Source organism: Paenibacillus sp. FSL M7-0134, from assembly GCF_038007865.1.
Classification (GTDB): domain Bacteria; phylum Bacillota; class Bacilli; order Paenibacillales; family Paenibacillaceae; genus Paenibacillus; species Paenibacillus polymyxa_B.
Genome location: NZ_JBBOXV010000002.1, coordinates 367,455 through 380,657, shown reverse-complemented (window position 1 = coordinate 380,657; position 13,203 = coordinate 367,455). Strand labels below are relative to the sequence as shown.

Sequence of the window (13,203 nt, the reverse complement as noted above, 5' to 3'; positions counted from 1 at the left end):
CAAAAAGAAACCCTTGTCTCTAAAAGACAGGGGCTCTCACTTGATTTATTAGATACCCACCGCAGCCGAAATAGCAGCAAAAATAGCAGCAACTAACCACAGGATCGGGAATAGCTTGAAGATTACCTTCAGCCACTGTCCAAAGCTGATCCGGGCAATGGCCAATCCCGCCAGCAGTACTCCGCCTGTCGGTGAAATTAGATTGGTTAACCCGTTACCGAATTGGTACGCTGTGACTACTGCTTCACGATTGATACCTACAAGATCGCCAAGCGGTGCAAGTACAGGCATGGTTAGTGCTGCTTCCCCCGAAGAAGATGGGACTAGGAAAGTAATAATATTATGTGCAACCAACATAATGGTAGTGAACAAGTAACTTGGCAATCCTTCCAGAATGCTTGCGAGTGCATTCAATACGGTATCGATGATCATACCCTGCTCGGCGATGATCAGAATTCCGCGGGCAAGACCTATGATCACTGCAGCGTAGATGAATTCTCCACACCCTTTTACAAAATTCTCAGCTATTTCCTTCTGGCTCATTTTAGTAACTACCCCGACAAAAAGACCCAGTGCGAAGAAAAGGGCACCAATTTCAGTCATATACCAGCCTTTGGACAAAATTCCCCAGACAATTGCTCCAAGCGTTACAATAAATCCACCTATTATTAATTTGTCCCGAAACGTGAAGACGACGTCCTCACCTGTATTTTCTTTTATAAATTGCTCACGATTTATAATATCACTCTGAAAAACAATGGATTTCTCCGGATTTCTCTTAACCCGATGCGCATACCACATCGTAAAGGCAATAGAAATCATAGTAAATACAAGCCATTCAATAAATCTCAGCCAGAGCTGAGGATTCCCCTCCACTCCTGCGATCCCCTGGGCAATCAATACTGAAAATGGATTAACAGTCGAACCAACATAGCCAATTTGCGTTCCCAGAAATAGAATGAGAATAGCAGTCATAGAATCGAAGCCTAGGGCAAACATTAACGGAATGAAAATCGCATAAAGCGGAATAATTTCTTCGCTCATCCCAAAGGTAGAGCCTCCGAGACTGAATATAACCATGGCAATTGGAATAAGCAGAATCCCCTTATTCTTCAGCCGTCTGGCAAGAGCTGTCAGGGCACGATCGATGGCTCCCGTCTGCAATATAATCCCGAAGGAGCCGCCCACAATAAGGACAAAAGAGACGACATCCGCGGCATTGATAATCCCCTCAATAGGAGCGCTTAGGATTTGAGGGAGGCCTTGTCTTAAATCACCGTTCTCACCAGTTTTGGGTACAGTGTGATAGGTTCCCGAAACGATCGCCGTTTTGGTCACGCCGTTTACTGTCACTTCATGACGCTCAAATTGTCCGCTGGGCACAATCCATGTCAATGCGGCGACTGTAATAATAATCAAAAATATTAAAGTATAGCTATGGGGCAAGGATAATTTCCATTTCATATTCTTGATGTTCATGTTTATCCCTCATTCCAAGAATGGTTATACGTAACCTTCCCTCCCATAATGGTCAATATCACTTGGGCGTCCCTGATGTCACCAGCGGATGCGTTAAGGAGGTCGCGATCAAAAACGGCGATGTCAGCATATTTTCCAGCCTCTAGCGTGCCTGTAACCTCTTCCATATAACAATGTTTGGCTCCATTAATGGTCCATGCCTTTAAAACTTCGGATGGCGGCATCCCCCGATCGGGATACCAGCCTCCAGCAGGTGATCCGTCCGGAAATAACCGATGAGAAGCTGAGTACAGTGAATCGGGAACACTCGTGATAAATAAGGGCAGATCAGTCCCAATGGTTATTGGCACATTAGCCTCCAGCATAGATTTATAATTATAAAACCGATTTTCATTACCTTTGCCTACCACAACAGGCATATAGGCCTCTTCATAGGTTGGATTCAGTAGCAGGATTTGAGCGTAGACTTCGGCAAAAATTTCGTTTTCGCCCATTCTGATCAGATCATCTGGATGAGGATACTCTAGATCACTGATCGAATGTCTGATAAGGTTATTACCTTGTTGTTCGCGGCATTTTTCAATCATGGATACCGCTTGGCGAATCGCAGCATCACCTTCTGCAGTTAGGCAGCATTTGATACCTTGGCTGTCTGCTTCCAGCACAGAGGCTTCAATCTTTTTGTAGTCAACCGTCCTCAAAGTCGTTACTCCGGGCATATCTGCGTAAGGTTCCAGCATGTCCCCCGTATGATCTGCTACGACACCGTCAAGCATCAGCTTGTATCCTTGGAAACGAATAAGGTCTCCATTATAAAGTGCTTTATACTTCATACCGGTGGCAATATCAAGCGATTCAACAACGGGTTCAAGCGAGAAATGAAATCGGAGTGGCAGTTCCCCTGTTTCTTTCAATTCTTCTAGAATCGGCAGCAACTCGCTATGCCGGTCAAAGCCAATATCTTTTATGGAAGTAACTCCTCGTGCAGCTAGTATGCGGCAAAACTCCATAAACTCTTGTTTGACAAGACTGTGGTCCTGCATCATAGCTTGGAGCAGCAAAGCGCGTGCCTCAGCACTGCATTGATCCGGCAAAAATTGATATTTCTCCTGAGCCAGTCGGTTCATCCAGCAGTAGCTTTTATTTAGGTTAATGGCAATTACCGCCCGATCAGGGAACAGCTCGTCCAACAAGCTTTGCTCAGGCAGCTTGCCCCATCCTTCCTCGCTCCAACCGTAAGCGGTTACATCTTTCCCTGGCAGAAGATTGTTTGCCGCTTGTAGCATTGATTCCACTGCTTCTTCAATCGAGGCTGCATGAGTCAAATCCACGCCCCGATGCATCGACATATATCCGGTAAAAAATACATGGTTGTCATGAACTCCTGGCATGATAAAAGCATCACCCAAATCACAGACAACCGTTCCCGCTCCTATCCAAGCTTGTGCTTCCTCGGGACGCCCCACTGCTGCAATACATTCTCCTCGCAGTGCAATAAACCCAGGCGAGGCTTCATTTTCTAAGCCATTAAAAATAGCATTTGACAGTAAAACTTTGTCCGCTAATGTGTCATTCTTCCCTTGCACAATTTCACCCCCTCATTATTTATCCGTCCTATAACATAACGTAATATAACGTTATAATATTGCTTCTGCTTCTCTTATGAAGTGGAAGCAGAAGCTGCGCCGTACCTGAATAACATTACCTAACAGGCAACGGATTTATATTGAGAATTGATAACGGTCTCCAATGATGTACTGCTTACCTACATGAACGGGGCTTCCATGCTGATCATAAATAATCGTGTGCATGTAGAACAACGCCTGTCCGATGGCCGTCTCCAGCAGCTTTGCTTGGTATTCATCCGCCAAAGCGATTTGTAATATCGTCTCTCCCGGTTGGTTAGGATCGATGCTGTATTTATGACGCAGCAGTTCGTATACAGAGCCCTCCAACTGTTCTTCCATTAGAAAAGAAAATCGGTCATAAGGATAAAAATTATTCTCCAGCATTAGCGGTCGATCACCGGCGTATCTCTTGCGCTGAATAAATAACACTTTTTCTCCTTGTGGCAGCTGCAACTGATGTGCAATTTTCTCATCTGCTTCTATGATTTCACGTTCTGTGACCACACTGTGTGAAGAGAGGCCGTTGGATTTGCAGGCAGCTGTAAAGCTGATAATATGTTCAATCTTCCGCCCAATTTTGGGTACATTGACAAAGGTACCTTTTCCTTGACGTTTGGTCAGATAACCTTCATGAACCAATTCGGCAATTGCTTTTCTTACGGTAATTCGACTTACATTGTAGGTCTCGCTTAGCTCAGTTTCGGTAGGTATACGACTTCCCTGCGTAAATGTTCCATTATGAATAGCGGTTTTGACTGCTTTTTGTAATTGAATATATAATGGCTCTGCTTGGTCTGAATTCAACATAATGTGCCCTCACTTGTCATATAACGTTATATTACTCCCACTTAGAGTATCAAATGTTACATATTCTTACAAGTGAAGATATTTGAAAATATTTTATTAGTAGCGGACGCCGTATCCGAAAGAACCTTCTACCAGACAGCTCTGGGCGGCAACCCTCGAGCCTTCTGCCATAGCGTCCTGAATGTTGCTATTTTTTAAAAAACTCAGTAAAAAGGCGGTTATATAAGAGTCTCCTGCCCCCATCGTATCCACAGCGTCAACGGAATCAGGCATTTGAAAATAGAACTTAGTACCATCATAGGCAATAGATCTATCTCCGCCGCGTGTGGCTACCAGGATTTGCCCCTCTTTTTTTCGATTGGAGCGGATATAGTTCTGTGTCTCTTCATCCGTCATATGGCTGCAAGAGAAGAAAGCGAAATCGGCATACGCAATATATTTCTCCACCTGTGCATCTACGAAATCATCCGAAAAGTCAAAAGAAAGAGGGATTCCCAGCGTCTCCAATTCAGGCAGCAAGTGCCCTGTATGACTGTACAAGCCGGTGTGTATAAGGTCGAACCCGCCAACATAGGCCTTGTCTTCTTCACTCAGCTCCAGCGGATGGAGACGTGTAACTCCTCCCTCATTGCTGCCCAGAAATACTCTGTCTCCGTCTTCCAGGGTTACACGTGCGCAGCCGTTCTCACCGCTGTGATATCTGCACCGTGAAATGTCAATTTCCAGCTCACGGAGAATGTGTTCTACATGCTGCGCTTCGTTATCATCTCCGAATACTCCTATAAAGGCTGCATCTACTCCCGCTTTTTTGGCAAATACACTGAAATTAAGCGCATTGCCGCCAGGATACATCATGCGCAGATGAACATATTTATCTACCACATTATCGCCAATGCCTAGAACTTTCATGATGGTTTCCTCCTGTTGGTAAGAGCGCTTAGTAAGCTACTTTGCCCATATAACGGCGAGTTTCCAGTGGGTGATTGCGTACATTTGCGAGTGCTTCACGATAAACACATACAATGCTGTAAAATAAAACCGGGTTAAAAAACTCGACGACCTCGTCGGCAATGGTTCCGATTCCAAGCTCCTTCGCATCGATCACTTCCACTTTCTCGGCATATTGACTTAGGAAAGTCCGTGCCCGCTCATCCAGTGCCCGTGTGCGTCCTTCGTTGATCATCAGAATAAATGGAGTTTCTTTATCCGTTACTTCAAACGGACCGTGGAAAAATTCACCGGAATGGATTGAAGCCGCATGGAGCCATTGCATTTCCATCAGAGAACAGATAGCAAATCCGTAGGCATGTCCATAAGAAGCTCCGCTGGTCAGGATATAGAAAAGGTCTTCATTGCGATATTTGTCAGCAAATACACTGGCACGGGGTTCAACTTGTATTTTTGCCCGGTTAATAATTCCATTGATTGCTCCCAAGCCGTTCTGGAAAGCTTGATAATGCACATAGCCTTCAGCGATCTGAAGCAGCTCAACAGTAAGCTCTAAAATAATGGCCATAGGATTATTTTTAACATCGCTCTCATCTCCCCATTCGTAGAGGAATGAATAATCGGAATAATTGAGCAGTGTCGCTTCACTATTGTGGGTTAAGCCGATGGTGTAAGCGCCTTTCTCTTTGGCTGATTTAGCAGCCGCAACCGATTCCGGCGTGTTTCCACCATGGGAGCAAACGATGACTACTGCGTTTTTACCTAAACGTTTTGGCAGCGCGTGCACAAACTCATTCGCCGTATACATGCCTGCTACCAGCTTCTTTGCTTCACTATCCAGAAAATATTTTGAGGGATACATATCGACTAATGAGCCCCCGCAGGCTACTAAATAAACCTCTGAAATCTTCCCACTCGCTTGTTCATAAATCGTTTGAACCGTCTGATGTACATTCATTGTTATCTCTCCCTTTTATATAACGTTATATAACGTATTGTTTACGAGATAAATATAAGCGCTTTCAATAAAAGTGTCAAGCCCAATTATTCGATCAAATAGACTTTTTTTATAACCTGTCATTAAAAAAGCTCTAATCCTTTTATGTAAGGGATTAGAGCTCCTTTTTTAGTTTTAATTCATTGATAGTGGTTGGCAATATCGAGGCTACTCCTGCAATATACGTACAAAATAATGGTCTTACAGATGGGTTTGTCCGAATAAACTAATATAGACAAATACATAACATCCAATAATACTCAAGGAGGAAAAAGGACATTAATACGTTTATCAGTTATATTTTTCTTGGTTTGTCACTTTCCGCTCCCATTGGACCGATTAATGCCGCACAGTTGGATCGAGGTATTAAGAATGGGTTTTGGCACGCCTGGTTTATTGGGCTTGGTGCAATAACCGCAGATATAATCTATATGTTGCTTGTCTATTTGGGAATGATCCACCTTCTTAATGCCCCGTTTGTCAAAGCTTTTTTATGGATGTTTGGTTTTTTCGTGCTTGTGTATACAGGTCTTGAAAGTATTAAAAATGCTGGCGTGATTTCAGAATCTGAATTAAGGGGAAATGGTAATACCCTAACCAACTCATTTCTAGCGGGTTTCCTGATGTCATTATTCAATCCCCTCTCCATCCTGTTCTGGCTTGGGATTTACGGGTCCATACTCGCAAACGTCGCTAATACATATCCAGTACAACAGCTAATGATCTTTAGCGGAGCGATTGTATTAGGTGTGCTACTCTGGGATGTGACTATGGCAGCCGCTTCAAGTATTTTCCGTAGGTTTCTAAAAACCGGATTGCTTAAAACCATCTCTTGGATGTCTGGATTATCTCTTATCGGTTTTGGCTTTTATTTTGGTGTACAAGCATTTCAATTACTTTTTTTACACTAACTCTTTGGCTTCTTGGCAAAATTACCGAGATACCTTCGTATGTTTTCGGCGAATCCATTGTACGATAAGGTCACATATTGCAATTAACAAGACAAGCAATAAGCTGATGTAAACTCCCGGGCGGCTAAGCTTATGAAAAAATGATCCGACCACAGCCATAGCTATCAACAATAATCCAATCCAACGTTTAATATGGTTTGATCTACTCGATTCCAGTAGCTTACCTGAAGACAGCAAAATAAAGCACCAATTATACAACAGCATTAAACCCGCTGCAGTAGTGATATATTCATATACTTTTCCCGGTAGTAGCAACGACATTACGATGGCTGAGATTAATCCAACGGAGATCAAACTAAGTGCATATAGAGGATATTTACCCTTCCACTTCCGTGAAAATAATGTGGGTGCATCTCCTTCCTGTGCGAGTGTAATCATCATAGATGTCTCTGCATATAGAGATGCTGTCATTGTTGAGAACCCTGCAATAATAAGCACTCCATTAAATAAATGAGGCATAAAAACCAGATGATCGCTGCTGAGCGCAAGCACAAAAGGACTTTCTTTCGGGTTAAAGGCACTTAATGGCACCATAGACACAGCCAGACCAATCGAAAGCACATACACTGCAACCAGTGTAACCAGCATTACTTTTCCTGCTTTAGGTGCATCCTCCGGTTTTTGAAGCCGATTTGACATAATTCCGAGCACTTCAATACCTCCGTATGCATAAAAGGCAAAAATAAAAGATGACCACAATCCTATACCGCCGGTAGGGAAAAACTCTTTGTAACTGATGGGGAACTTTGGATTATATTTTCCTCCTCCGATCCAGCCTGCCAAAAGAGCAACGGCCAAGACCAGAAACATAACAATAGCTGCCATCTTAATGATGGCCAATACATTTTCAACTCGATCAAAACCCTTATTGCCAAAAAAAACAATCACAAGCCCTAAAATCCCGAAGCCTGCCGCAAAGATCCACATCGGTACCTGAGGAAACCAAAAACGTGAGAATATAGACAACGCAGTTAACTGGCTCCCATTAATAAGGAGTTCCGAAAACCAATATACCCAGCCACTGCCGAATCCTGCCCAACTTCCAAATGCTTTTTGGGCATAGGAACGGAAGGAACCCTGTTCAGGATGATCTGCCGTCATTCGCGAAAGAGCATCAAACACTACATATGTTCCAACCGCTGCCAAAAAGTATGCAATCAGTACGGCTGGACCGCCAATAGAAATCGCTAAGCCGGACCCCAGAAAATATCCTGTACCGATAGTACCTGCAACTCCTAACAAGCTAAGTTGCCACCATTTTAGTTTTTGTTCTTTTTGCATATCAGACGGTTTGTCCATTAAAAAATCACCCTACTCCTAGATTTTGGGACAGATCTCTCCATTCTTTAGATTGCCCTCTCCAATATATTTCATGTGAATGAATGACTCTTCTTTATCAATAAAAAAGCACCAGCTAACCCGCTCAAGGTTTACTGGTGCTTTTTACTTCACAAAACATTTGGAACATAAACAACCGCCTAATCGACATAGCGTCATCATTTGGGTCAAATATGGATGCTTCCAGAAAATCCATCCACTTCGTCTTCCGGTTGTTGATCAGAGCTGACGTTGTGCTCCCCAGTTGTGTTGCTGTACGTTCGAGAGGAACCGTTTTTATACGCTTCACTCCAATCCTCGTTGATCGTGTGCGCCGGGATAATCCAGTCCTCCGGGCTATAACCTGGATTTTGTACACCGACATTTCCTTGCAGATCGGGAATTGCATCCGGTCTAGAGAAAAGAGTTCCTACCTCAATCATACTTCCTTCATAGGCTTGGCAAATCTCCAATGCAGACAACACATCCTGGTTCTCAATATGAACACTGAGACCTGTGTCACCATTTGTGCTGGCGGAGTATCCAATTTCCTTTAATGTTTCACAGGCTTGGGTGGCTTGCTGCGGATCACGAAATTGAAAACGGAAAGAACCCGTATCCATGTGTTTCATCTCCTCTGAAGTAGCTTATTTTGTTAATTGGGGTTCATTAGGTTAGGTATGTTATTTTTAATATAACCAACCGGAACAGTATTTTTACATTCAAAACCTTTATTTTTCAAAAATTTACTTTAAAGCTTTGAAATTAAATAGTTAAAAAAGCAGCTACTGTGACAAATCGCATGTTTTCGCTACGTAAATCCCTTTATGCTAGTAACAAGGGTATGGTTGCCCGGTCATCCGAGCCGAGCGGTCAAAGGATGCCCAAATCCATACATAAAGGCGGAATGAAGATGATAGATTACCGAACATTGGTGACACAGCAATCTATGCATTTGTATAGCGTGTTTGCCAAGTCATTCAAAAGTGTAAACGAACATGCGGTTGCTGGCATCAAAACGGTGGGCTTCAACCCAACGGCCTTCGCCGTGATGGAAGTTTTATATCACAAGGGCGCGCAGCCAATCCAACAAATTGGAGCAAAGCTGCTTCTGCAAAGCGGAAATGTCACTTATGTTATTGACAAGCTGGAAAGCCGCGGTTATTTGCACCGTCACCCGTGCGACCAAGATCGTCGGATTATATATGCAGAATTGACGGACGAAGGACAACGTGTCATGGACGAAATTTATCCTGATTATACACGTCAGATTGAACGTGCCTTTAGCGGAATCAGTGAAACCGAAAGAGATCAACTCATCGGCTTGCTCAAAAAATTGGGCCGTAGCGCTGATAACCTGTCACCTTATCACAAATAGAACGAATAGTAATTTTAGCAACTGATCGTTTGTGAATAAACGAACAATCTTATAGCTGTGCTAAACGAAAATTTAGATTTACACAGAAAAGTCCACCCTTATATTCATGGGTGGACTTTTCATATACCTGAATAGAGCGAAATATGCCCAAGCTTACGAGCAGCATAAGTACCTGCTATCGACTAAAATGTTTGACCACTACATTATTAAAAATTGCTGGACCGCCATCGGAAAACAGAGTGATTTTCTGATCCTCTAACCGTGGAAATATTAAAGAGGAATAAGCTACTTCTCCACCATCGACAAACACTTCAATACTGGTTTTATCGACGAGAATGTTCAGGTGGACCTTTTTCTTATCGGGATCAAAAGGCGCCTTGCTCTCTACATATTTTCCACTCTGATCCGGCTGCCCCGTGTTCGCTCTGTTTACGTAAGAGTATTGACCTTCCACTGAGACACCCACATCGACATGACGCTTGCCATCCGTCGACTCTCGAAGCCTCAATCCTACATTTTTAATCGTGGACCAAGATACATCCGCCTCTAGCTGATAGGCATCGCCTGCTACTGGAAGCCGGTGAGCACCCTCTACTTTAATCGTTCCTAATGATTTTTTGGATGTTTGGAATCGCTCCAAATTGGGTACCGGCTGTGAAACCAAACGATATCCAGCATCTGCCGTATGTTTCAGTCGAATTTGGCGAACAATCGAATCCATTCCATTAAAGCCTTCCTTTAGGGTAGGCGTGTTATTGGCATAATCCCAATTGTTCATCCAGGCCAGAGCATAACGGTGACTATATTTATCTTTGTCTTTTCCTTCCTCGAACGTAACTGCACCATACCAGTCAAACCCATAATCCAGCCACTCAGGTTCACTGTGATCAGGGAGAAATGCTTCTCCATTAAAATCTCCCGTCCAATAGGCATACGTGTTGGGCCCGCCTGTTGATTTGCTATTGGCGCTCACGCCTAGAATCCATTGATAGGTTCCATCATCCGCACGCATCCGGTAAAGGTCAGGACATTCCACAAGCCCGATATTTTCCGTTTGAAAGCCGCTCGTATACCGCCAATTCTTTAAATTATCAGACTCATAAAAGCCAATCTTTGTTCCCTCTGCCATGACCATCACCCATTGATTACGTTGAGGATCTCGGATGATTTTGGGATCTCTGAAGTCCTTTGTACCTGGGTTGGACATCACAGGCTTGTTGCGGTAAGAAGTAAACGTCTTGCCTTTGTCCTTACTGTACCACAAAAATTGTTCCTGCTTTCCGCCATCTGCGGAGGGCTGTGTCACAATGGCTACCAGCGTGCCTTTTCCAAAACCTGCGGTATTATTATCATCGATCACGACCGAACCGGACCAAGGATCTCCATTTGGGTTCGTATATTTGGGAATCGCCACCCCTTCATCTTTCCAATGTACCAGGTCGGTTGATGTGGCATGTCGCCATTCTGTACCGTTCTTTTTGGGATAGTCACGATTATACAAATAGTAATAATGATATTTTCCATCAAAATAAATGGGCCGTTGAGGATCATTCTTCCACTTATCCGGAACAGTAAAATGATAGGATGCCCGATAGGTCGGTGTTTTATGCTTACTTTGATTAGCTTGATTTTTGGGAATTGCAGCAGGTTTTTGGGGTTTGGCTGCATCCTTTTGGTACATACTCCATCCCATAGCTATAAATATAGTTAAGCCTGTGATGATTACAACGGATCGTATCCAAATGCTCTTGGGAGCTTTTTTTCTCATTATGACGATCCTCCTTACCTCTCATTGCATTGTTATGTATCGTCCGACGGACGGCAGATCGGTAAGCTACCAAACCGCCGCCTTCGGACATACTGCATATACCTACTTATTTCTTCCCATACTCATTTGGAGATTCTTTTTTGTCATTCGTTGGATCAACCGTGATTTGCCCTTGCTCCAAAATACCGTTTTTCACAACAGACGTTTTCGAGCCTTTAATATTCAGCAGGAAGCTTGGCGCGAAAGTAGATTTGTGATCCGGGAAAAGCCCTCGATTAGTCATATAACTCGAAACGACTACGTTATTGCCTTTGCCTTGCGGGATAGCAAAATGGGCATACGTCCAGGTAATATCATCACGATCCAGATCCTGATGAAGAACGAGACCGGTTCCATTCAACGGTTTATAAGGCCCTGTCAAGGAAGTAGAAACATAACCCAGCATGTAAATATCATCGTCTCCGATCGCATCTACAGTCACCTTGGAACCTCTCGTACTCGTAAATAAATACCACAAACCGTTCATTTTGAACACATTCGCCCGTTCAATTTCATCTGTTACCAGATTGGAAGCAATCAAAGGAGGCATTACATTTTTCAACGTATAATCATCATTCAATTCAACGATGCCCAGTGCGCCGTTCGCCAGCTCAGCTCCTTTTTTCTTAGGACTTTGCTGCAGATTAGAAAGCTCTTCCCTGAAGAATTTCTTATTGCCGCCATAATAAGCTGAGTTTTGAAGCGAATCTTCGCCTTGGTAGCCTGTCTCTGTCCCTGTATTGGCTTCAAATATAATATATTTGTGGCCTTGATCCTCGACATAGTGAGGGTCTCTAAACGTATGGTTATCCATATCCACTCCGACGCTTTGCTGCACATTTTGATAGGTTTTCCCATCTCCACCGTCATAGATCGATTTCAAATCCTCGACTCCATCTACTTTCAGTGTCTTATCGTCAGGCTGAGAGACATTAATTTGAGCCGTGCTCAAGGTTTGCTTGCCGTATAATTTGTTATTCGGATCATAGGGCTGTCTGCTGGTATAAAATAAACGTACTTGTCCATCAGAGGTTAAGGTAGCTGAACCTGACCATTCTTCTGACTGATTTTTTAGAATCGGATCGTTGGCAAGCAATTTATCATTGTCTTTAAATACTCTGCCGGCATTTTTCCAGCCGCTCAGTGAAGTATTGCCCGCTTTTTGATAGAACAGGTATATGAATGTATCCTCGCCTCTTTTAGGATCGCCTGCCAATCCAAAAACGATATTATACCCTTTGTAATTGGCTACTGTGCCATCGGCATTTTGTAACGGCCAAGAGTCCCAGACATCGAAATCAATTAGCTTGCCTGAGCTGTCGCGACCAATAGCAGAAGGAATATTCTTAATTGTAGACGCATCGAAGGACGGAACCTCATATTTTTCTTTGCCTTGCTGTTTGAAAATATTCAGCATGTCATTACGCGTAATTTGGGTAAATGCATTGTCTGTTTTGAGATCAGATGCATCATTTTCCTCGGCAAAAGCCTGAACGCCGCCTCCTAACAGCAAGGTAGTTGCTACTGTTGCAGTGGCTGCTTTACTGAACCATTTGTTAAACTTCAAGTACTCCATCTCCCTTAATCTAATTATGCTTCTAGATTTGAAACCCAACTTTTTGGTTGGTAGGGCCATTTTATATGGTATGTCAAACGATTGATATAGACTGAAAAGCCCTATTATGTGAGGTAAGCAAACAGGTGCCTCTTGAATTTCATCCTCATATTTTCCTAGTAATTTTCTGAAAATTCCTATATTTTTCATTTTTATTACATTCAGAAAAATTTGCTACTTGATTTTTTTCCGTGTCCCATTTTGCTAGGTTGGTTGCTTCATTCACATGCAAAATCGTTCTAAAATAAATCATACA

General features: G+C 43.2%; 11 protein-coding genes. 2 read left to right on the top strand and 9 right to left on the bottom strand.

Translation table 11 applies throughout. The features are described from left to right. Nucleotides 1-48: 48 nt before the first annotated feature. From NSQ58_RS17435 to NSQ58_RS17415, 5 genes are all read right to left on the bottom strand, one after another. Nucleotides 49-1,479 carry a YfcC family protein gene (locus NSQ58_RS17435; RefSeq protein ID WP_023986975.1) on the bottom strand — a complete coding sequence of 477 codons (1,431 nt, stop codon included), beginning with the start codon at nt 1,477-1,479 and terminating at the stop codon, nt 49-51. A 2-nt stretch (nt 1,480-1,481) separates the two neighbouring features. Continuing rightward, nucleotides 1,482-3,065, bottom strand: coding sequence for an amidohydrolase (locus NSQ58_RS17430; RefSeq protein ID WP_053324626.1), 1,584 nt, complete (start codon nt 3,063-3,065; stop codon nt 1,482-1,484). A 135-nt stretch (nt 3,066-3,200) separates the two neighbouring features. Next, a complete protein-coding gene (locus NSQ58_RS17425; protein ID WP_023986973.1) occupies nt 3,201-3,914 on the bottom strand; it encodes a GntR family transcriptional regulator in 714 nt (237 codons plus the stop codon). 96 nt (nt 3,915-4,010) lie between these two features. Next, nucleotides 4,011-4,823 (bottom strand): PfkB family carbohydrate kinase, encoded by an 813-nt coding sequence (locus NSQ58_RS17420; RefSeq protein WP_069080921.1) that lies wholly within the window; start codon nt 4,821-4,823, stop codon nt 4,011-4,013. Between the two features lie 28 nt (nt 4,824-4,851). After that, on the bottom strand, nt 4,852-5,820 hold the full coding sequence (locus tag NSQ58_RS17415; RefSeq protein ID WP_053324625.1) for an SIS domain-containing protein: 969 nt from the start codon (nt 5,818-5,820) through the stop codon (nt 4,852-4,854). 317 nt (nt 5,821-6,137) lie between these two features. Between NSQ58_RS17415 and NSQ58_RS17410 the strand changes: the two genes are divergently transcribed. Continuing rightward, a complete protein-coding gene (locus NSQ58_RS17410; RefSeq protein ID WP_316244520.1) occupies nt 6,138-6,770 on the top strand; it encodes a LysE family transporter in 633 nt (210 codons plus the stop codon). A 21-nt stretch (nt 6,771-6,791) separates the two neighbouring features. On the opposite strand, the gene NSQ58_RS17405 is transcribed toward NSQ58_RS17410, so the two are convergent. Next, entirely contained in the window at nt 6,792-8,129 is a 1,338-nt protein-coding gene (locus NSQ58_RS17405) for an amino acid permease (protein WP_316243292.1), read from the bottom strand. Between the two features lie 206 nt (nt 8,130-8,335). Further along, nucleotides 8,336-8,770: a hypothetical protein gene (locus tag NSQ58_RS17400; RefSeq protein WP_023986968.1), complete on the bottom strand. Its 435-nt coding sequence runs from the start codon at nt 8,768-8,770 to the stop codon at nt 8,336-8,338. A 290-nt stretch (nt 8,771-9,060) separates the two neighbouring features. Here NSQ58_RS17400 and NSQ58_RS17395 point away from each other — a divergent pair, with 290 nt between their 5' ends. Next, entirely contained in the window at nt 9,061-9,525 is a 465-nt protein-coding gene (locus NSQ58_RS17395) for a MarR family winged helix-turn-helix transcriptional regulator (RefSeq protein ID WP_013369372.1), read from the top strand. Between the two features lie 175 nt (nt 9,526-9,700). On the opposite strand, the gene NSQ58_RS17390 is transcribed toward NSQ58_RS17395, so the two are convergent. Continuing rightward, a complete protein-coding gene (locus tag NSQ58_RS17390) occupies nt 9,701-11,293 on the bottom strand; it encodes a glycoside hydrolase family 32 protein (protein WP_341057927.1) in 1,593 nt (530 codons plus the stop codon). Nucleotides 11,294-11,399: 106 nt separating this feature from the next. Beyond that, nucleotides 11,400-12,899, bottom strand: coding sequence for a glycoside hydrolase family 68 protein (locus NSQ58_RS17385; protein ID WP_023986966.1), 1,500 nt, complete (start codon nt 12,897-12,899; stop codon nt 11,400-11,402). Nucleotides 12,900-13,203: the final 304 nt, after the last annotated feature.